The sequence below is a fragment of the Curtobacterium poinsettiae genome (genome assembly GCF_047226435.1).
Lineage (GTDB): Bacteria > Actinomycetota > Actinomycetes > Actinomycetales > Microbacteriaceae > Curtobacterium > Curtobacterium poinsettiae.
Genome location: NZ_CP178434.1, coordinates 3,333,798 through 3,351,027 on the forward strand (window position 1 = coordinate 3,333,798; position 17,230 = coordinate 3,351,027).

At 67.3% G+C, this 17,230-nt stretch carries 29 protein-coding genes; 1 reads left to right on the forward strand and 28 read right to left on the reverse strand.

What is annotated here, in order from left to right:
* Positions 1–184: 184 nt before the first annotated feature.
* The 4 genes from rpsK to infA form a co-directional block, all read right to left on the reverse strand.
* A complete protein-coding gene (gene rpsK / locus ACL00U_RS15695) occupies positions 185–583 on the reverse strand; it encodes a 30S ribosomal protein S11 (protein WP_017885507.1) in 399 nt (132 codons plus the stop codon).
* Positions 584–592: 9 nt separating this feature from the next.
* Entirely contained in the window at positions 593–967 is a 375-nt protein-coding gene (gene rpsM, locus ACL00U_RS15700; RefSeq protein ID WP_017885508.1) for a 30S ribosomal protein S13, read from the reverse strand.
* A gap of 186 nt (positions 968–1,153) precedes the next feature.
* Positions 1,154–1,270 carry a 50S ribosomal protein L36 gene (gene rpmJ / locus ACL00U_RS15705; RefSeq protein WP_022903266.1) on the reverse strand — a complete coding sequence of 39 codons (117 nt, stop codon included), beginning with the start codon at positions 1,268–1,270 and terminating at the stop codon, positions 1,154–1,156.
* 70 nt (positions 1,271–1,340) lie between these two features.
* Positions 1,341–1,562, reverse strand: a complete 222-nt coding sequence (gene infA, locus ACL00U_RS15710) for a translation initiation factor IF-1 (protein ID WP_017885509.1) — start codon at positions 1,560–1,562, stop codon at positions 1,341–1,343.
* 294 nt (positions 1,563–1,856) lie between these two features.
* Between infA and ACL00U_RS15715 the strand changes: the two genes are divergently transcribed.
* Positions 1,857–3,146 (forward strand): LCP family protein, encoded by a 1,290-nt coding sequence (locus ACL00U_RS15715; protein WP_042537499.1) that lies wholly within the window; start codon positions 1,857–1,859, stop codon positions 3,144–3,146.
* Between the two features lie 150 nt (positions 3,147–3,296).
* On the opposite strand, the gene map is transcribed toward ACL00U_RS15715, so the two are convergent.
* The 24 genes from map to ACL00U_RS15835 form a co-directional block, all read right to left on the reverse strand.
* On the reverse strand, positions 3,297–4,076 hold the full coding sequence (map, locus tag ACL00U_RS15720; protein WP_042537634.1) for a type I methionyl aminopeptidase: 780 nt from the start codon (positions 4,074–4,076) through the stop codon (positions 3,297–3,299).
* 59 nt (positions 4,077–4,135) lie between these two features.
* Entirely contained in the window at positions 4,136–4,726 is a 591-nt protein-coding gene (locus tag ACL00U_RS15725) for an adenylate kinase (RefSeq protein ID WP_017885512.1), read from the reverse strand.
* On the reverse strand, positions 4,723–6,045 hold the full coding sequence (gene secY / locus ACL00U_RS15730) for a preprotein translocase subunit SecY (protein ID WP_017885513.1): 1,323 nt from the start codon (positions 6,043–6,045) through the stop codon (positions 4,723–4,725). Before secY ends, ACL00U_RS15725 begins: the two co-directional genes overlap by 4 nt.
* Positions 6,046–6,192: 147 nt before the next feature.
* Complete coding sequence (gene rplO / locus ACL00U_RS15735) at positions 6,193–6,657, reverse strand: 50S ribosomal protein L15 (protein WP_017885514.1); 465 nt, start codon at positions 6,655–6,657, stop codon at positions 6,193–6,195.
* On the reverse strand, positions 6,654–6,839 hold the full coding sequence (gene rpmD, locus ACL00U_RS15740; protein ID WP_017885515.1) for a 50S ribosomal protein L30: 186 nt from the start codon (positions 6,837–6,839) through the stop codon (positions 6,654–6,656). The genes rplO and rpmD overlap by 4 nt, the downstream gene beginning before the upstream one ends.
* A complete protein-coding gene (gene rpsE / locus ACL00U_RS15745; protein ID WP_017885516.1) occupies positions 6,839–7,687 on the reverse strand; it encodes a 30S ribosomal protein S5 in 849 nt (282 codons plus the stop codon). The genes rpmD and rpsE overlap by 1 nt, the downstream gene beginning before the upstream one ends.
* Entirely contained in the window at positions 7,684–8,058 is a 375-nt protein-coding gene (gene rplR, locus ACL00U_RS15750; RefSeq protein WP_031259041.1) for a 50S ribosomal protein L18, read from the reverse strand. Before rplR ends, rpsE begins: the two co-directional genes overlap by 4 nt.
* Positions 8,059–8,060: 2 nt before the next feature.
* Complete coding sequence (rplF, locus tag ACL00U_RS15755) at positions 8,061–8,597, reverse strand: 50S ribosomal protein L6 (protein ID WP_017885518.1); 537 nt, start codon at positions 8,595–8,597, stop codon at positions 8,061–8,063.
* Between the two features lie 6 nt (positions 8,598–8,603).
* The gene (rpsH, locus tag ACL00U_RS15760) at positions 8,604–9,002 is read right to left on the reverse strand and encodes a 30S ribosomal protein S8 (protein WP_017885519.1); all 399 of its coding nucleotides are present in this window, start codon (positions 9,000–9,002) and stop codon (positions 8,604–8,606) included.
* A 153-nt stretch (positions 9,003–9,155) separates the two neighbouring features.
* Entirely contained in the window at positions 9,156–9,746 is a 591-nt protein-coding gene (rplE, locus tag ACL00U_RS15765) for a 50S ribosomal protein L5 (RefSeq protein ID WP_042537502.1), read from the reverse strand.
* A complete protein-coding gene (gene rplX, locus ACL00U_RS15770) occupies positions 9,746–10,105 on the reverse strand; it encodes a 50S ribosomal protein L24 (protein ID WP_017885522.1) in 360 nt (119 codons plus the stop codon). Before rplX ends, rplE begins: the two co-directional genes overlap by 1 nt.
* A 3-nt stretch (positions 10,106–10,108) precedes the next feature.
* A complete protein-coding gene (gene rplN, locus ACL00U_RS15775) occupies positions 10,109–10,477 on the reverse strand; it encodes a 50S ribosomal protein L14 (protein WP_017885523.1) in 369 nt (122 codons plus the stop codon).
* Between the two features lie 31 nt (positions 10,478–10,508).
* The gene (rpsQ, locus tag ACL00U_RS15780) at positions 10,509–10,793 is read right to left on the reverse strand and encodes a 30S ribosomal protein S17 (protein ID WP_017885524.1); all 285 of its coding nucleotides are present in this window, start codon (positions 10,791–10,793) and stop codon (positions 10,509–10,511) included.
* Positions 10,793–11,113 carry a 50S ribosomal protein L29 gene (gene rpmC, locus ACL00U_RS15785; RefSeq protein ID WP_017885525.1) on the reverse strand — a complete coding sequence of 107 codons (321 nt, stop codon included), beginning with the start codon at positions 11,111–11,113 and terminating at the stop codon, positions 10,793–10,795. Before rpmC ends, rpsQ begins: the two co-directional genes overlap by 1 nt.
* The gene (gene rplP, locus ACL00U_RS15790; protein ID WP_017885526.1) at positions 11,113–11,532 is read right to left on the reverse strand and encodes a 50S ribosomal protein L16; all 420 of its coding nucleotides are present in this window, start codon (positions 11,530–11,532) and stop codon (positions 11,113–11,115) included. The genes rpmC and rplP overlap by 1 nt, the downstream gene beginning before the upstream one ends.
* 2 nt (positions 11,533–11,534) lie before the next feature.
* Positions 11,535–12,347 carry a 30S ribosomal protein S3 gene (gene rpsC / locus ACL00U_RS15795; protein WP_017885527.1) on the reverse strand — a complete coding sequence of 271 codons (813 nt, stop codon included), beginning with the start codon at positions 12,345–12,347 and terminating at the stop codon, positions 11,535–11,537.
* Positions 12,347–12,739 carry a 50S ribosomal protein L22 gene (gene rplV / locus ACL00U_RS15800; protein ID WP_017885528.1) on the reverse strand — a complete coding sequence of 131 codons (393 nt, stop codon included), beginning with the start codon at positions 12,737–12,739 and terminating at the stop codon, positions 12,347–12,349. Before rplV ends, rpsC begins: the two co-directional genes overlap by 1 nt.
* Before the next feature lie 25 nt (positions 12,740–12,764).
* The gene (gene rpsS, locus ACL00U_RS15805) at positions 12,765–13,046 is read right to left on the reverse strand and encodes a 30S ribosomal protein S19 (RefSeq protein ID WP_017885529.1); all 282 of its coding nucleotides are present in this window, start codon (positions 13,044–13,046) and stop codon (positions 12,765–12,767) included.
* 11 nt (positions 13,047–13,057) lie between these two features.
* The gene (rplB, locus tag ACL00U_RS15810) at positions 13,058–13,897 is read right to left on the reverse strand and encodes a 50S ribosomal protein L2 (protein ID WP_017885530.1); all 840 of its coding nucleotides are present in this window, start codon (positions 13,895–13,897) and stop codon (positions 13,058–13,060) included.
* Between the two features lie 18 nt (positions 13,898–13,915).
* Entirely contained in the window at positions 13,916–14,215 is a 300-nt protein-coding gene (gene rplW / locus ACL00U_RS15815) for a 50S ribosomal protein L23 (protein ID WP_017885531.1), read from the reverse strand.
* On the reverse strand, positions 14,212–14,871 hold the full coding sequence (gene rplD / locus ACL00U_RS15820) for a 50S ribosomal protein L4 (protein WP_027466730.1): 660 nt from the start codon (positions 14,869–14,871) through the stop codon (positions 14,212–14,214). The genes rplW and rplD overlap by 4 nt, the downstream gene beginning before the upstream one ends.
* 2 nt (positions 14,872–14,873) lie before the next feature.
* The gene (rplC, locus tag ACL00U_RS15825) at positions 14,874–15,530 is read right to left on the reverse strand and encodes a 50S ribosomal protein L3 (RefSeq protein WP_017885533.1); all 657 of its coding nucleotides are present in this window, start codon (positions 15,528–15,530) and stop codon (positions 14,874–14,876) included.
* Between the two features lie 12 nt (positions 15,531–15,542).
* Positions 15,543–15,851, reverse strand: coding sequence for a 30S ribosomal protein S10 (rpsJ, locus tag ACL00U_RS15830; RefSeq protein ID WP_017885534.1), 309 nt, complete (start codon positions 15,849–15,851; stop codon positions 15,543–15,545).
* A 521-nt stretch (positions 15,852–16,372) separates the two neighbouring features.
* Positions 16,373–17,200, reverse strand: a complete 828-nt coding sequence (locus ACL00U_RS15835) for a DarT ssDNA thymidine ADP-ribosyltransferase family protein (protein ID WP_052481641.1) — start codon at positions 17,198–17,200, stop codon at positions 16,373–16,375.
* Positions 17,201–17,230 lie beyond the last annotated feature (30 nt).

The window sequence follows — 17,230 nt, forward strand, 5'->3', positions numbered from 1 at the left end:
GTGTCCGCTATATGACACTTGGCGGTACGACGGGGCCGCATGGGCCCCGACGGGTCTGTTGAGTTGTGATCACGCGCACACACGTGCGCGATCGAACGACCAGGAATGGCCGCGGGCCCTGCCCGCCCTCGCCGGAACGGATCCGGTCAGGGGACGAGCAGGGCGCGGCCGGTTGCTCCTCGCGTCAGACGCGGCGGCGCTTGGGCGGGCGGCACCCGTTGTGCGCCTGCGGCGTGACGTCGTTGATCGAGCCGACCTCGAGGCCAGCGGCCTGGAGGGAACGGATCGCGGTCTCGCGACCCGAACCCGGGCCCTTCACGAAGACGTCGACCTTCTTGACGCCGTGCTCCTGCGCCTGACGCGCAGCGGACTCGGCAGCGAGCTGCGCCGCGAACGGCGTCGACTTGCGCGAACCCTTGAAGCCCACGGCACCCGAGGACGCCCAGCTGAGGACGGCACCCGACGGGTCGGTGATGCTGACGATCGTGTTGTTGAACGTGCTCTTGATGTGGGCCTGGCCCACAGCGACGTTCTTCTTCTCCTTGCGGCGCGGCTTGCGCGCGGCAGTCTTGGGGGTAGCCATCGGGGTCTCCTATCGAGCCTTCTTCTTGCCTGCCACGGTGCGCTTCGGTCCCTTGCGGGTACGAGCGTTGGTCTTGGTGCGCTGACCGCGCACCGGGAGACCACGACGGTGGCGGAGACCCTCGTAGCTGCCGATCTCGACCTTGCGTCGGATGTCGGCGGCGACCTCACGGCGGAGGTCACCCTCGACCTTGAAGTTGCCCTCGATGAAGTCACGGAGGGCGACGAGCTGGTCGTCGGTCAGGTCCTTGACGCGGATGTCACCGGAGATACCGGTCTCCGTCAGTGCCTGGACGGCGCGGGTACGGCCGACGCCGTAGATGTACGTGAGTGCGATCTCCACGCGCTTCTCGCGCGGGATGTCGACGCCTGCTAGACGTGCCATGTGATGGCTGCTCCTGTTGTCGATGGAGGTGTGGCGCAGTACCGGTGCTCGGGCCTCCGCCCCGAGGTGTCCCCCGGCCGTCGTGCGGTCGGGTTCTGGTACTGCGTTGTCGATCTTCAGTTGTGGGTCGTGCTCGAGCAGCCTGGTGTCCGAGGGACACCGTCGGCGCCGGTCACGCGCCCGGGACTAGCCCTGGCGCTGCTTGTGACGCGGGTTGCTCTTGCAGATCACCATGACGCGGCCCTTGCGGCGAATCACACGGCAGTGTTCGCAGATGGGCTTGACGCTGGGGTTGACCTTCATGGTTCTTTCCTCGTGCTCGCTGGCTTCGTGCTCGGCAGGATTGCCGTGCCGTTCCTTTCCAGCTCGCGGATCACTTGTAGCGGTAGACGATCCGGCCGCGGGTCAGGTCGTACGGGCTCAGCTCCACGATCACGCGGTCCTCGGGGAGGATGCGGATGTAGTGCTGGCGCATCTTCCCGGAGATGTGCGCGAGGACCTTGTGTCCGTTCGTCAGCTCAACGCGGAACATCGCGTTGGGCAGAGCTTCGAGCACCGAGCCTTCGATCTCGATGACGCCGTCTTTCTTGGCCATAGCCTCACTGTCGCTTGGTTGTGGAACAGGTGTGATCCCCGAACCGGTCTGCGGGTCGGTCGCCACACCCGAGAGGGCATGACACACCAAAGATCGATCTTATGTGGTAAACCCGCAATTGCCAAGTGGGGGCGCGGAACACCCCACGTCTGGGGCTTCCGGAGCAGTGTCTGAGCGTTCCACAGTGGTTTGACGGCGCGCTCCGGGCGCGCTCATGCGTGCGAACCGTAGTTTTGCTCCGCAGCCACGTCCGCCGCACCAGCAGCTCGCGACGGACCACCGAACGGAGAACACGTGCCCGACGCCACACGACGCCCCTTCGCCAGTCACGGCAAGCAGGCCCGTCGCCGGGGTTGGGGCACGCTCGTCACCGTCGTGGCGTCCGCCGTCGCCGTCCTGCTCGTCAGCGGCACGAGCGTCGCCGCGATCGCCGGCGCACAGCTGTCGTCCGCTCCCCGGACCGTCGCGCTCAGCACCGACGACCAGAGCACCGCGAAGACCGCCGACATCTCGGCGATCAAGGGCGGGGCGAACATCCTGCTCATCGGCAGCGACACCCGTGTCGGCCAGTTCGACTCCGACGAGGACGTCGAGGGCGCTCGCAACGACGTCACGATGCTCATCCACATCTCAGCCGACCACCAGCAGCTCACCGCGGTCAGCTTCCCCCGTGACCTGATGGTCCCGATCCCGGCGTGCACGAACCCCGCGACCGGCACGACCTACCCCGCCGCGACGTCGGCGATGTTCAACACCGCACTCGGCAACGGTGGTGTCTCCTGCGTCGTGGACACGGTCGAGAACCTGACCGGCCTGAGCATCCCCTACGCCGGCCTGATCACCTTCGACGGTGTCATCGAGATGTCGAACGCCCTGGGCGGCGTCGACGTCTGCGTCGCCCAGCCGATCGACGACACGTTCACCGGCCTGCACCTGACGAAGGGCTCGCACTCGCTCCAGGGCACGGACGCCCTGGCCTTCCTGCGCAGTCGCCACGGTGTCGGGGACGGCAGCGACCTGGCCCGGATCAGCTCGCAGCAGGTGTTCCTCTCTGCACTGCTCCGCAAGGTCACCTCGGACGGCACCCTCTCGAACCCCATCACGCTCTACAAGCTGGCCGGCGCCGCGCTGTCCAACATGACGCTCTCCGACGGGCTGGCGCAGACCGGGACACTGGTCAAGCTCGCCGCCGCCCTGCGTGGGATGAGCACGGCCAACATGCTCTTCGTGCAGTACCCCGTCGTCGACGACCCCGCCGACAACGCGCGCGTGGTCGTCGACCAGGAGACCGCGCACACGCTCAACGTGGCGCTGCAGAACGACGTCCGGTCCTCGCTGAGCGACTCGAGCACCGGCCGGGCGTCCGAGGAGTCGACGTCGAGCGGCGGATCGTCGGGCACGACCGGGTCGTCGGGGTCGTCGGGATCGTCGGGAACGTCGACTGGCGGTTCGTCGCCTGCCGGCACCCCCGCACCCTCGTCGAGCGCAACGGCCACCCGGACGCCTGCCGCGTCGGCGACACCGCTGCCCTCGTCGATCACCGGGCAGAGTGCCTCGGAGCAGACCTGCTCCGTCGGCAACTGACGGCCGCCGCCGTCGGTCGCCCACCCGCACGGTCCGCCTGACGCGCCCTGAGCGCGCGCCGCACACACGGGGACCCGGCGGGGCGGACCCGGGCCGCGCCTCCAGGTCGTCAGGCCGTCAGGCCGTCAGGCCCAGCCCTGGAGGCCCGCCCTACGGGATCGGGACGGGCGTCACGCCCAGCGGGGCCAGGCCCCGTGCGCCGCCGTCGGCGGCGGTGAGCACCCAGATGCCGGACGCGTGCACCGCGACGCTGTGCTCCCAGTGGGCGGCGTCCTTGCCGTCCAGCGTGCGGACCGTCCAGTCGTCGTCGTCCGTCGAGCTGTCGATCGACCCGGCCGTGACCATGGGCTCGATGGCGACCACCAGGCCGGGCTTGACGGCCGGACCGGCGCCACGGACGCGGTAGTTGAAGACGGGTGGTTCCTCGTGCATCGACCGGCCGATGCCGTGGCCGGTGTAGTCCTCGACGATGCCCCACGAACCGGTCTCGTCGATCGCGTCCTCGACCGCCGAGCCGACCTCGTGCAGGTTCTTGGCGCTGGCCAGTGCTGCGATGCCGTGCCAGAGCGACCGCTCCGTCGTGTCGCAGAGCGCCTGCCGAGCCACCGTGACCGTCTCGTCGCCACCGGGGACGACGGTCGTGAAGGCGCTGTCGCCGTTCCAACCGTCGACCTCGGCACCGGCGTCGACCGACACGATGTCACCGGGCGCGAGCACGCGGTCGCCGGGGATCCCGTGCACGATCTCGTCGTTCACCGAGACGCACAAGGTGTGGCGGTAGCCGGGGACGAGCTGGAAGTTCGGGATGCCGCCGCCGTCGCGGATCGTGCGCTCCGCGATCACGTCGAGCGCACCGGTGGTGACGCCGGGACGGATCGCTGCACGGACGGCGTCCAGCGCCTCAGCCGTCAGCAGCCCCGGGCGGACCATCGCCCGGAGCTCGTCCGGGGTCTTGTAGATCGAGGGCTTCCGGAACCGCACCACGCTGGTCAGACGGCCGCGGCGAGCCCGCGACCCGACAGTGCGGTCTGGATCCGGTCGCCGACCTCGTCGATGCCGCCGAGGCCGTCGACGTCGACCACCAGGCCACGCTCGCCGTACGCCGCCACGATGGGCGCCGTCTGCTCGGCGTAGACCTGCTGACGACGACGGATCGTCTCCTCGTTGTCGTCGCTGCGGCCCTGGTCCTCAGCACGCTTCAGCAGGCGACCGACGAGCTCGTCCTGGTCCGCGACGAGCTGCACGACGGCGTCGATCCCGGTGCCCTGCTCAGCGAGCAGTGCGTCGAGGTACTCGACCTGGCCGACAGTCCGGGGGTAGCCGTCGAGCAGGAACCCGTTCTCGGCGTCCGGCTCCTGCAGACGGGACTTGACGAGCTCGTTCGTGAGCGAGTCCGGCACGTAGTCGCCGGCGTCCATGATCGCCTTCGCCTGGACGCCGAGGGGCGTGCCCTCTGCCACGTTCTTGCGGAAGATGTCCCCGGTCGAGATGGCGGGGATCCCGAAGGACTCGGCGATGCGGCCGGCCTGGGTGCCCTTCCCGGCTCCGGGAGGTCCGACGATGATGAGACGTGCGCTCAACGGAGAAGCCCTTCGTAGTGACGCTGCTGCAGCTGGGAGTCGATCTGCTTCACGGTCTCGAGACCGACACCCACGATGATGAGGATGCTCGCGCCACCGAACGGGAAGTTCTGGTTCGCGCCGAACAGCGCCAGTGCTGCCAGCGGGATGAGCGCGATGAGACCGAGGTAGAGCGAGCCGGGCAGCGTCACCCGGGTGAGGACGTAGTCGAGGTACTCGGCCGTCGGACGCCCGGCACGGATGCCGGGGATGAACCCGCCGTACTTTTTCATGTTGTCGGCGACCTCTTCGGGGTTGAAGGTGATCGCCACGTAGAAGTACGTGAACCCGACGATGAGCAGGAAGTACAGGACCATGTAGAACCAGTTGTCACCCGAGGTCAGGTTGTTCTGGACCCAGGTCACCCACGCGGCCGGCTCGGAGCCGTCGGAGGGCTGGTTGAACTGCGCGACCAGGGCCGGCAGGTACAGCAGCGACGAGGCGAAGATGACGGGCACGACGCCGGCCATGTTCACCTTGATCGGGATGTACGTGTTGTTGCCGCCGTACGTCCGCCGCCCGACCATGCGCTTGGCGTACTGCACGGGGATCCGGCGCTGTGACTGCTCAACGAACACGACGGCCATCATGATCACGAGTCCGACGAGGATCACGAACAGGAAGAGCTCGAAGGACTGCGACTGCTCGATCGCCCAGAGCGCCGACGGGAACTGCGCCGCGATCGACGTGAAGATCAGGAGCGACATGCCGTTGCCGATGCCGCGCTCGGTGACGAGCTCGCCCATCCACATGATGATGCCGGTGCCGGCGGTCAGCGTGACGACCATCAGCATGATGGCGTACCAGCTGTCGTTCGAGATGATCGACGTGCAGGAGGCGGAGGCGTTGGTGCCGAACAGGGCGCCGGAACGAGCGACCGTGATCAGGGTCGTGGACTGCAGGACGCCCAGCGCGATCGTGAGGTACCGCGTGTACTGCGTCAGCTTCGCCTGGCCCGACTGGCCCTCCTTGTAGAGGGTGTCGAAGTGCGGGATGACCACGCGCAGCAGCTGCACGATGATCGACGACGTGATGTACGGCATGATCCCGAGCGCGAAGACCGAGAGCTTCAGCAGCGCGCCGCCGGAGAAGAGGTTGATCAGGTCGTAGAGGCCGCCGGAGGACGACGCGCTGGCGAGACAGCTCTGCACAGCGGTGTAGTCGACGAACGGTGCCGGGATGTACGACCCGAGACGGAACAGCGCGATGATCGCGAGGGTGAAGCCGATCTTCTTGCGAAGATCAGGGGTGCGCATGATGCGCGCGACCGCTCTGAACACGATGACTCCGAACTTGTGGGACCGGGGCCGTCGATCGCGGCCGGACCGGTTTCGGTCGGCAGGGCCGACCCGGCTGGCGGATGCCGGCCACTGTCAAGGAAACCGTAACGGCGGCCCGTGCGCAAACGCACGGGCCGCCGACGGGGGTTACTGGGAGACGGTGCCGCCAGCAGCCACGATCTTCTCGGCGGCGGACGCCGAGACCTTGTCGACCGCGACCGTGATCTTCACGGTGATGTCACCCTGACCGAGAACCTTGACCTTCTCGTTCTTGCGGACGGCGCCCTTGGCGACCAGGCCCGCAACGGTGACGTCGCCACCATCGGGGTAGAGCTCCGAGATCTTGTCCAGGTTCACGACCTGGTACTCGACCCGGAACGGGTTCTTGAACCCGCGGAGCTTCGGGGTGCGCATGTGCAGCGGCATCTGCCCACCCTCGAAGCCGACCCGGACCTGGTAACGGGCCTTCGTGCCCTTGGTACCACGCCCAGCGGTCTTGCCCTTCGAGCCCTCACCGCGACCCACACGGGTGCGGTCCTTCTTGGCGCCCTCTGCGGGACGGAGGTGGTGCAGCTTCAGCACCTGCACGCGCTCGTTCTTCTCGTCGCTCATGCGTCGACCTCCTCGACCTTCACGAGGTGCGCCACCGTCGCGATGTACCCGCGGTTCTGGGAGTTGTCCTCACGCTCGACCGAACGGCCGATGCGCTTGAGGCCCAGGCTGCGCAGGGTGTCGCGCTGGTACTGCTTCTCGCTGATAACGGACTTGATCTGCGTGATCTTCAGCATCGCCATCACGCACCTGCCTTCTCGGTCGCGGCACGCAGGGCTGCGGCCTCGGCCTGGAGCAGACGGGCCGGGACGACCCGCTCGACGTCGAGGCCACGACGGCTCGCGACGGCGCGGGGCTCCTCGAGCTGCTTCAGAGCCTCGACGGTCGCGTGCACGATGTTGATGGTGTTCGACGAGCCGAGCGACTTGCTCAGCACGTCGTGGATGCCGGCGCACTCGAGCACGGCGCGGACCGGACCACCGGCGATGACACCGGTACCGGGGCCGGCCGGACGCAGGAGGACGACGCCAGCGGCGGCTTCACCCTGCACCGGGTGCGGGATCGTGTTGCCGACGCGGGGGACGCGGAAGAAGTTCTTCTTCGCCTCTTCGACGCCCTTGGAGATCGCCGTGGGGACCTCCTTGGCCTTGCCGTAGCCGACACCCACGAGGCCGTTGCCGTCGCCGACGACGACGAGCGCCGTGAAGCTGAAGCGACGACCACCCTTGACGACCTTCGACACGCGGTTGATGGTCACCACGCGCTCGAGGAACTGGCTGTCGCCACCGCGGTTGTTGCGGTCACGGCCCTGCTGACGGTCACGACCGCCACCACGACGGCCACGGTTGTCAGCGGAGTCGCGGTTGTTGGACGCGGAACCCGCGGCGGTCTCGACCGGACGCTCGGCGACGGCAGGTGCCTCCGCCTCCTTGCCGGTCTTGGCGCCCTCGGCAGGTGCCTCGGCGGTCGCATCGGTGGCCGTGGCCTCCGTGCTCGCCTCGGTGGCCTCCGTGGTCTCGACTGCCTCGGTCTCCGTGGCCTCGACGGCCTCGGTCTTGGCGTCTTCGTTGGTGTTCGCGTTGTCGCTCACAGGTTCAGCCCTCCTTCACGGGCACCATCGGCGATCGCGGCGACGCGACCGGCGTACTTGCTGCCACCGCGGTCGAAGACCACGGCCTCGACGCCAGCCGACTTCGCGCGCTCGGCGAGGAGCTCACCGACGCGACGGGCCTTGGCGGTCTTGTCGCCGTCGAACGAGCGGAGGTCTGCCTCCATCGTCGAGGCGCTGGCGAGGGTGTGACCCTTCGCGTCGTCGATGACCTGCACGAACACGTGACGCGACGAGCGGGTGACGGCGAGACGGGGACGAGCCTCGGTGCCGGTGATCTTCTTGCGGAGACGGTTGTGACGACGCGCCTTGGCGGCCGCCTTGCTCTTGCCTCGTGTCTTGAGGAGTCCCATGATCACTTACCTGACTTTCCGGCCTTGCGGCGCACGTTCTCGCCGGCGTAACGGACACCCTTGCCCTTGTAGGGCTCGGGCTTCCGGAGCTTCCGGATGTTCGCGGCGACCTCGCCGACAGCCTGCTTGTCGATACCGGCGACGGTGACCTTGTTGTTGCCCTCCACCGCGAAGCTGATGCCCGCCGGCGGCTCGACCGTGATCGAGTGGGAGTACCCGAGCGCGAACTCGAGGTTCGAGCCCTTGGCCGCGACACGGTAACCGGTGCCGACGACCTCGAGGCCCTTGGTGTAGCCCTGGGTCACGCCGATGATGTTGTTGGCGATGAGGGTCCGGGTCAGTCCGTGGAGCGAACGCGACTCGCGCTCGTCGTCCGGACGGGTGACGAGGACCTGGTTCTCCTCGACCTTGGCCTGGATGGGCTCCGCGATGACGAGCGCGAGCTCGCCCTTCGGGCCCTTGACCGCCACGTTCTGACCGTCAACGGAGACGGTGACGCCGGCGGGGATGTCGATGGGGAGACGTCCGATTCGTGACATTGTCGATCACCACACGTAGGCGAGGACTTCCCCACCCACGCCCTTCTGCTCGGCTTCGCGGTCGGTCAGGAGGCCGGAGGAGGTCGAGAGGATCGCCACACCGAGGCCACCGAGGACCTGGGGGATCTCCGTCGACTTCGCGTAGACCCGGAGGCCCGGCTTCGAGACGCGCTTGATGCCGGCGATCGAACGCTCGCGCTCGGGGCCGTACTTCAGGTCGATGGTGAGGGTCTGCCCGACTCGGGCGTCCTCCACCTTCCACTCGCTGATGTAGCCCTCACGCTTGAGGATGTCGGCGATGTTCTTCTTGAGCTTGGAGCTCGGGAGCGCGACTGCGTCGTGGTGCGCGGAGTTCGCGTTCCGCAATCTGGTCAGCATGTCTGCGACCGGATCGGTCATCGTCATGATGTTCGTCCATTTCTCGCCTGGTTTCGACACCCGTTCCACGAATGCCGACCTGAGCGATCGAGTGATCCCGGGGCGGTTCCCCGAGATCGGTGTGTTCGTGCGTGCGGGCCGGAGGACGTGAATCCTCCGGCCCGCACTGCTCGAAGTAGCTTAGACCGTCTGCTCGTTGGAGCGGAACGGGAAGCCGAGCTGCCGGAGCAGCGCGCGTCCCTCGTCGTCCGTCTTCGCGGTGGTCACGACAGTGATGTCGAAGCCGCGGACACGGTCGATGCGGTCCTGGTCGATCTCGTGGAACACGGACTGCTCCGTGAGACCGAACGTGTAGTTGCCGTTGCCGTCGAACTGCTTGTCGCTGAGACCGCGGAAGTCGCGGATGCGGGGCAGTGCGAGCGTGACCAGGCGGTCGAGGAACTCCCACGCGCGGTCACCACGGAGGGTGACGTGCGCGCCGATGGCCTGACCCTCGCGCAGCTTGAACTGTGCGATGGACTTGCGGGCGATGTTCACCTGGGGCTTCTGACCCGTGATCGCCGTGAGGTCCTTGATGGCCCCCTCGATGATCTTCGAGTCGCGAGCTGCCTCACCGACACCGGTGTTCACGACGACCTTGACCAGGCCGGGGACCTGGTTGACGTTCGCGTAACCGAACTGCTCGGTGAGGGCCGTCTTGATCTCGGCCAGGTACTTCTGCTTGAGGCGCGGCTGGATCTTGCCAGCGGGCGCAGCAGTCGTGTCAGTCATCAGAGCTTCTCACCAGACTTCTTCGCGTAGCGGACACGGACGGTCTTCTTGACGCCGTCCTTCTCCACCTCTTCGGTGCGGAAACCGACACGCGTCGGCTTCTTCGTCTTCGGGTCGACGAGCGCGACGTTCGAGACGTGGATCGAGGCTTCGTGCTGCTCGATGCCACCGGTCTTCGAACCACGCTGCGTCTGGCCGACGCGGACGTGCTTCGTGACGAAGTTCACGCCCTCGACGACGACGCGGTTCTTGTCCTTGAGGACCTCGATGACCTTGCCCTGCTTGCCACGGTCGCCGCCACGCTCCTGCGTCGCGCCCGTGATGACCTGGACGAGGTCACCCTTCTTGATGTTCGCCATGGCTTACAGCACCTCCGGCGCGAGCGAGATGATCTTCATGAACTTCTTGTCACGGAGCTCGCGACCGACCGGACCGAAGATGCGCGTACCGCGCGGGTCGCCGTCGGCCTTGAGGATCACTGCCGCGTTCTCGTCGAACTTGATGTAGGAGCCGTCCTGACGACGGGTCTCCTTCTTGGTGCGAACGATGACGGCCTTGACGACGTCACCCTTCTTCACGTTGCCGCCGGGGATGGCGTCCTTCACCGTGGCGACGATGACGTCACCGAGGCCGGCGTAGCGACGACCCGAGCCACCGAGCACGCGGATGGTCAAGATCTCCTTGGCACCCGTGTTGTCGGCGACCTTCAGGCGGGATTCCTGCTGAATCACTGCTGTCTCCTATTCCGAAGCAGGCCGAGGCCTACTTGGCCTTCTCGAGGATCTCGACCAGGCGCCAGCGCTTGGACGCGCTGAGGGGACGGGTCTCGCTGATCACGACGAGGTCACCGACACCAGCGGTGCCGAGCTCGTCGTGGGCCTTCACCTTGGACGTACGACGGATGATCTTGCCGTAGAGCGCGTGCTTCACGCGGTCCTCGACCTCGACCACGATGGTCTTGTCCATCTTGTCGCTCGTCACGTAGCCGCGACGCGTCTTGCGGTAGCCGCGAGTGAGGGCGGCGGAGTTCTTCTCTTCGTTCGCCATTACTTCTCCTCGGCGGTCTCGGCCTCGGTCGACTCGGCCGGCTTGTCAGCCTTCTTCGTCGTCTTCTTGGCCTTGGGGGCGGTCTCGACGGGCGCGGGAGTGGCACGGATGCCGAGCTCGCGCTCGCGGAGGACGGTGTAGATGCGGGCGATGTCGCGCTTGACGGCACGGAGACGACCGTGGCTCTCCAGCTGGCCGGTGGCCGACTGGAAGCGGAGGTTGAAGAGCTCCTCCTTGGCCTTCTTCAGCTCGTCAGCGAGACGCTCGTTCTCGAACGTGTCGAGCTCCGTCGGACGGAGCTCCTTGGAACCGATCGCCATTATGCGTCGCCCTCCTCGCGCTTGATGATGCGTGCCTTGAGGGGCAGCTTGTGGATTGCACGAGTCAACGCCTCGCGGGCGATCTCCTCGCTGACGCCGGAGAGCTCGAAGAGCACCCGGCCCGGCTTCACGTTCGCGACCCACCACTCGGGCGAGCCCTTACCGGAACCCATGCGGGTCTCGGCGGGCTTCTTGGTCAGCGGACGGTCCGGGTAGATGTTGATCCAGACCTTGCCACCACGCTTGATGTGACGCGTCATGGCGATACGAGCGGACTCGATCTGACGGTTGGTCACGTACGCCGGGGTGAGGGCCTGGATGCCGTAGTCGCCGAAGCTGACCTTGGTACCACCGGTTGCCTGACCCGAACGCTTCGGGTGGTGCTGCTTGCGGTGCTTGACTCGACGGGGAATAAGCATGGTTACGCCTCAACTCCTGCGCCGGCCGGCGCGTCCTGCGGGGCCTGCTGCGGGCGACGGTCACCGCGGTCGCCGCCACGACGGTCGCCGCCACGGTCTCCACGCTCACCGCGCGGGCCGCCACGACGCTCGGGGCGCGACGAACGCTGGTTCGCCTGCTCGCGAGCGAGCTCCTTGTTCGTGATGTCGCCCTTGTAGATCCAGACCTTCACGCCGATGCGGCCGAACGTGGTCCGGGCCTCGTAGAAGCCGTAGTCGATGTTCGCGCGGAGCGTGTGCAGCGGCACACGGCCTTCGCGGTAGAACTCCGAACGCGACATCTCGGCGCCGCCGAGACGACCCGACACCTGGATGCGGACACCCTTGGCGCCGGCGCGCTGTGCACCCTGCAGGCCCTTGCGCATGGCGCGACGGAACGCGACACGAGCGGAGAGCTGCTCGGCGATGCCCTGCGCGACGAGCTGGGCCTCGGTCTCGGGGTTCTTGACCTCGAGGATGTTCAGCTGGATCTGCTTCTTGGTGAGCTTCTCGAGCTCACCGCGAACGCGCTCCGCCTCGGCGCCGCGGCGGCCGATGACGATGCCCGGACGAGCCGTGTGGATGTCCACGCGGACACGGTCACGGGTGCGCTCGAGCTCGATGCGTGCGACACCGGCGCGGTCGAGGGTCTTCTTCAGGTACTCGCGCACCTTGATGTCCTCGGCCACGTAGTCGGCGTAGCGCTGACCGGCCTTCTTGCTGTCGGTGAACCAGTGCGAGACGTGGTCCGTCGTGATCCCGAGACGGAAACCGTACGGGTTGACCTTCTGGCCCATTAGTTGCTCGCCTTCTTGCTCGTCGCGGCAGCCTCGACCTCGTCCGGCGTCGCGAGGACGACCGTGATGTGGCTGGTGCGCTTGTTGATGCGGAAGGCGCGGCCCTGGGCGCGCGGCTGGAACCGCTTCAGGGTCGTGCCCTCGTCGACGAAGACGCGGCTCACGTAGAGGTCGCGCTCGTCGAGGAAGCTGTTCGTCGAGTCCGCCTTGACCCGTGCGTTCGCGATCGCCGAGGCGACCAGCTTGTACACGGGCTCCGAAGCGCCCTGGGGGGCGAACTTCAGGATGGCGAGGGCCTCGTGGGCCTGCTTGCCGCGGATCAGCTCGATGACGCGACGGGCCTTCTGAGGCGTGACGCGGATGTGTCGCACGCGTGCGATCGACTCCACCATTTCGTTCCTCCTCTGCGTCGCCGCCTCAGCGGCGACGGCCCTTCTTGTCGTCCTTCACGTGACCACGGAAGGTGCGGGTCGGCGCGAACTCGCCGAGCTTGTGACCGACCATCGACTCGGTGACGAACACCGGGATGTGCTTGCGGCCGTCGTGGACGGCGATCGTGTGCCCGAGCATGTTCGGGACGATCATCGACCGACGCGACCACGTACGGATCACGTTCTTGGTGTTGGCCTCGTTCTGCGTGACGACCTTGCGGAGCAGGTGCTCGTCGACGAAGGGGCCCTTCTTCAGACTGCGTGGCATCTTCTGAACTCCTACTTGCGCTTCTTGCCGGCGTTACGGCGACGGACGATGAGCTTGTCGCTCGGCTTGTTCGGCTTGCGCGTACGGCCCTCGGACTGGCCCCAGGGGCTGACCGGGTGACGACCACCGGACGTCTTGCCCTCACCACCACCGTGCGGGTGGTCGACCGGGTTCATGGCGACACCACGAACGGTCGGGCGGACGCCCTTCCAGCGCATGCGGCCGGCCTTGCCCCAGTTGATGTTCGACTGCTCGGCGTTGCCGACCTCGCCGATCGTGGCGCGGCAGCGTGCGTCGACGTTGCGGACCTCGCCCGACGGCAGACGGAGCTGCGCGTAGGGGCCGTCCTTGGCGACGAGACGCACCGAGGCGCCCGCGGAGCGGGCCATCTTGGCGCCGCCACCGGGGCGGAGCTCGATGGCGTGCACGACGGTACCCACGGGGATGTTGCGCAGCGGCAGGTTGTTGCCGGGCTTGATGTCGGCGCCGGGGCCCTGCTCGACGACGTCGCCCTGCTTCAGCTTGTTCGGCGCGATGATGTACCGCTTCGTGCCGTCCACGTAGTGCAGGAGCGCGATGCGCGCAGTGCGGTTGGGGTCGTACTCGATGTGAGCGACCTTGGCGTCGACGCCGTCCTTGTCGGAGCGACGGAAGTCGATCACGCGGTACTGGCGCTTGTGGCCACCACCGATGTGACGCGTGGTGATACGGCCGGAGCTGTTGCGACCACCGGTCTTCGGCAGCGGACGAAGCAGTGACTTCTCCGGAGTCGAACGGGTGATCTCAGCGAAGTCGGCGACCGACGAGCCGCGACGACCGGGGGTCGTCGGCTTGTAGTTACGAATAGCCATGATTTATCCCTCTGGTCCTCAGCCGACAGCCGTGAAGATGTCGATCGAACCGGACTTGAGCGTCACGATGGCGCGCTTGGTGTCCTTGCGCTTGCCGAGACCGAACTTGGTGCGACGGGTCTTGCCCGGGCGGTTCAGCGTGTTGATGCTCGCGACCTTGACGTTGAAGATCTTCTCGATGGCGAGCTTGATCTCGGTCTTGTTCGAGCGGGGGTCCACGATGAACGTGTACTTGCCCTGGTCGATGAGCGCGTAGCTCTTCTCCGAGACGACCGGCGAGATGACGACGTCGCGCGGGTCCTTGTTGAAGCCGCTCATGCGGTGATCTCCTTCGCGGTCTTCGACGCGATGAAGGCGTCGAGGGCGCTCTTGCTGAAGACGACGGCGTCCGAACGCAGCACGTCGTAGGCGTTGAGCTGGCCGTACGAGAGCGCGTGGACGTTCGACAGGTTGCGGATCGACTTGAGCGTCAGCTCGTCGTCCGTCTCGAGCACGACGAGCACGTTCTTGACGGGCGCGACCTTCTCGAGGAGCGTGCGGGCGGTCTTGGTCGACGGCAGTTCAGCCGCGACGAAGCCCTCCACAGCGGAGATGCGGCCACCGCGGGCGCGGTCCGAGAGCGAGCCGAGCAGAGCAGCGGCGATCATCTTCTTCGGGGTGCGCTGCGAGTAGTCACGCGGGGTCGGTCCGTGGACGACGCCACCGCCGGTGTGCTCCGGAGCACGGACGGAACCCTGACGGGCGCGGCCGGTGCCCTTCTGCTTGAACGGCTTGCGACCGGCACCGCGGACTTCGCCGCGGTTCTTGGTCTTGTGGGTGCCCTGACGCGCGGCTGCGAGCTGCGCGGTGACGACCTGGTGGATCAGCGGGACGTTGGTCTCGACGTCGAAGAGAGCTGCGGGGAGCTCGACGGTGCCGGACTTGGCACCCGATGCGTCGAGGACGTCGATCGTGGTTGCGGTCGTGGTGGCCATGATCACTTACCCTTCACGGCGGTGCGGACGAAGACGGAGCGGCCACGAGCACCGGGGACGGCGCCCTTGACGAGCAGCAGACCCTTCTCGGCGTCGACGGCGTGCACCGTGAGGTTGAGGACGGTCACGCGGTCGCCACCCATACGACCGGCCATGCGCATGCCCTTGAAGACACGCGACGGGGTCGAGGAAGCACCGATCGAGCCGGGCTTGCGGTGGTTGCGGTGCGCACCGTGCGAGGCGCCGACGCCGTGGAAGCCGTGGCGCTTCATGACACCGGCGAAGCCCTTGCCCTTGGAGGTACCGACGACGTCGACCTTCTGGCCCGCCGTGAACGTGCTGTCCACGGTGAGCTCCTGGCCGAGCGTGTACTCAGCGGAGTCGTTGGTACGGATCTCGGTGAGGGTGCGACGCGGGGTCACGCCAGCGGCCTCGAAGTGGCCAGCGGCCGGCTTGTTGACCTTGCGCGGGTCGATGGCACCGGCGGCGATCTGGATCGCCTCGTAGCCGTCGCGCTCAGCGTTGCGGATCTGGGTGACCACGTTCGGGCCGACCTCGATCACGGTAACGGGGATGAACTTGTTGTTCTCGTCCCACACCTGGGTCATCCCGAGCTTCTTGCCGAGGAGGCCCTTGACGGTCTTGGTTGAGTTCGCCATTGGTCAGCCCCCTTACAGCTTGATCTCGATGTTGACGTCGGCCGGCAGGTCGAGTCGCATGAGCGAGTCCACGGCCTTCGGCGTCGGGTCGACGATGTCGATGACCCGCTTGTGCGTGCGCTTCTCGAAGTGCTCGCGCGAGTCCTTGTACTTGTGAGGGGAACGGATCACTGCGATCACGTTCTTCTCGGTGGGGAGCGGCACCGGGCCGACCACGGTTGCACCGGCACGGGTCACCGTGTCGACGATCTTCCGGGCCGACGTGTCGATGACCTCGTGGTCATACGACTTGAGCCGGATGCGGATCTTCTGTCCCGCCATGTGTCTCTTGTCCTCTCTGCGCCGCGCACCCTCTGGCCGCCTGACGCCGCTCGGTTCCGCATTCCTGCGGACCGTGCTGTTTTCCTGAACCAACCGGCCGCATCCACTGGGGATGACCGCTGTTCACCTGTCAACCTCGCGGGCGACCGTGGCCGTCCAGCGTGGGCAATCGACTGCCTCGTGCTCCGGGCGCAGCAGTGGTGCACCGCGTCCGTCACATCTCGGGGAGTCGTGTTCTGCTGCCTGCGGCCCAACCCAGCCCTGCTGAACAAGGGGGTTGTGCACTGCCAGAGCAGTGATCCTGTGGGCGTACACCCACGGGGAATTCGGAACCGGACAAGTCTCGCATAGCCCCGGCCCACGTGCAACCCGGGCGTGTCGCGAATTGCCGGGCGTGTCCCGCCGGCTCGCTTGCCCGGATCCACGGGGATCGGACGGTCTGGAGGCCCGGCTCGGCCCCGCAACGCAACGCACCCTCCGGACGTGGTCCGGAGGGTGCGTCGAGACGGGTCAGGAGACCGTCACTCGGCGGTCACCGGGGGCACGAACCACGGCGGGAAGACGGCCACGCGGGGAGCGTGTCCGCCGTGGTCGGCGAGCACGGCGCGGACGGTCTGCCGGGCCTTGTCGTTCGGCACACCGATCACGGCCACCGAGGTGAACGGCACGCTCGGACCGGCGAGCAGCTCGAGGCCGTGCATCTCCGGGTCCGTGAAGTCGGTGCGACGGATCAGGTTCGTGCCGGCGTCGGGGCCGACGGCGAACCGGACGTCGTCGGCGTCGGCGTCCTGGTCCGCGACGATCACCGAGGCGCCGAACGCCGAGACCGGCACGACGAGCACCACGTAGTCGATCGCGCGGGTGCGACGGGCGGCATCGGACCAGCGCTCACCCTCGGCGCCCGTGCGGAGCTCGTCCCACCGCGTCGCGTCGGGCGACAGCGTGAACGGCACGTGCCCGGCGATCGAGGAACCGTCCGGTGCCTCGGCCTCGGCACGTGCGGCACGGGTGTCGGCGGAGCTGACGTCCACGACAGGCTCGGCCTGGTCGGCCGCCAGGATCGCGCCGGCGCCGACGATGCCGTCGAGGTTGTCGATGTGGGTGACGTGGTGGGCACGGAGCGCTGCGAACTCACGTGCCTCGGGCAGGTCGGCGGACGACGAACGGAGCGACGTCGGCGACCGGAGCGACGTGTTCGGCCCGGAGGCCGGCGGGTCGACGCGCAGGTTGGTGGTGATGCGGGTCCGGCGTGGTGCCGGGGTGGCTGGGATCTCCGACGCCTCGCGCTGCCGGGGTGCGCAGATGTCGCAGAGCTCGGTGGGGAAACCGTGGATGCACTCGTCGGTCACGACTGTTGTGGGTCCTTCCGTGCCGTGTGG

Excerpts from the sequence above, each read along its gene's own strand:
- rpsK (WP_017885507.1), bottom strand. The coding sequence starts at position 583 with ATGGCTACCCCCAAGACTGCCGCGCGCAAGCCGCGCCGCAAGGAGAAG.
- rpsM (WP_017885508.1), bottom strand. The coding sequence starts at position 967 with ATGGCACGTCTAGCAGGCGTCGACATCCCGCGCGAGAAGCGCGTGGAG.
- rpmJ (WP_022903266.1), bottom strand. The coding sequence starts at position 1,270 with ATGAAGGTCAACCCCAGCGTCAAGCCCATCTGCGAACACTGCCGTGTG.
- infA (WP_017885509.1), bottom strand. The coding sequence starts at position 1,562 with ATGGCCAAGAAAGACGGCGTCATCGAGATCGAAGGCTCGGTGCTCGAA.
- map (WP_042537634.1), bottom strand. The coding sequence starts at position 4,076 with ATGGTCCGCCCGGGGCTGCTGACGGCTGAGGCGCTGGACGCCGTCCGT.
- rplO (WP_017885514.1), bottom strand. The coding sequence starts at position 6,657 with ATGAGCGACGAGAAGAACGAGCGCGTGCAGGTGCTGAAGCTGCACCAC.
- rpmD (WP_017885515.1), bottom strand. The coding sequence starts at position 6,839 with ATGGCGATGCTGAAGATCACGCAGATCAAGTCCGTTATCAGCGAGAAG.
- rplR (WP_031259041.1), bottom strand. The coding sequence starts at position 8,058 with ATGGGACTCCTCAAGACACGAGGCAAGAGCAAGGCGGCCGCCAAGGCG.
- rplF (WP_017885518.1), bottom strand. The coding sequence starts at position 8,597 with ATGTCACGAATCGGACGTCTCCCCATCGACATCCCCGCCGGCGTCACC.
- rpsH (WP_017885519.1), bottom strand. The coding sequence starts at position 9,002 with ATGACGATGACCGATCCGGTCGCAGACATGCTGACCAGATTGCGGAAC.
- rplE (WP_042537502.1), bottom strand. The coding sequence starts at position 9,746 with ATGACTGACACGACTGCTGCGCCCGCTGGCAAGATCCAGCCGCGCCTC.
- rplX (WP_017885522.1), bottom strand. The coding sequence starts at position 10,105 with ATGGCGAACATCAAGAAGGGTGACCTCGTCCAGGTCATCACGGGCGCG.
- rpsQ (WP_017885524.1), bottom strand. The coding sequence starts at position 10,793 with ATGGCGAACGAAGAGAAGAACTCCGCCGCCCTCACTCGCGGCTACCGC.
- rpmC (WP_017885525.1), bottom strand. The coding sequence starts at position 11,113 with ATGGCGATCGGTTCCAAGGAGCTCCGTCCGACGGAGCTCGACACGTTC.
- rplP (WP_017885526.1), bottom strand. The coding sequence starts at position 11,532 with ATGCTTATTCCCCGTCGAGTCAAGCACCGCAAGCAGCACCACCCGAAG.
- rpsC (WP_017885527.1), bottom strand. The coding sequence starts at position 12,347 with ATGGGCCAGAAGGTCAACCCGTACGGTTTCCGTCTCGGGATCACGACG.
- rplV (WP_017885528.1), bottom strand. The coding sequence starts at position 12,739 with ATGGTGGAGTCGATCGCACGCGTGCGACACATCCGCGTCACGCCTCAG.
- rpsS (WP_017885529.1), bottom strand. The coding sequence starts at position 13,046 with ATGCCACGCAGTCTGAAGAAGGGCCCCTTCGTCGACGAGCACCTGCTC.
- rplB (WP_017885530.1), bottom strand. The coding sequence starts at position 13,897 with ATGGCTATTCGTAACTACAAGCCGACGACCCCCGGTCGTCGCGGCTCG.
- rplW (WP_017885531.1), bottom strand. The coding sequence starts at position 14,215 with ATGAGCGGCTTCAACAAGGACCCGCGCGACGTCGTCATCTCGCCGGTC.
- rplD (WP_027466730.1), bottom strand. The coding sequence starts at position 14,871 with ATGGCCACCACGACCGCAACCACGATCGACGTCCTCGACGCATCGGGT.
- rplC (WP_017885533.1), bottom strand. The coding sequence starts at position 15,530 with ATGGCGAACTCAACCAAGACCGTCAAGGGCCTCCTCGGCAAGAAGCTC.
- rpsJ (WP_017885534.1), bottom strand. The coding sequence starts at position 15,851 with ATGGCGGGACAGAAGATCCGCATCCGGCTCAAGTCGTATGACCACGAG.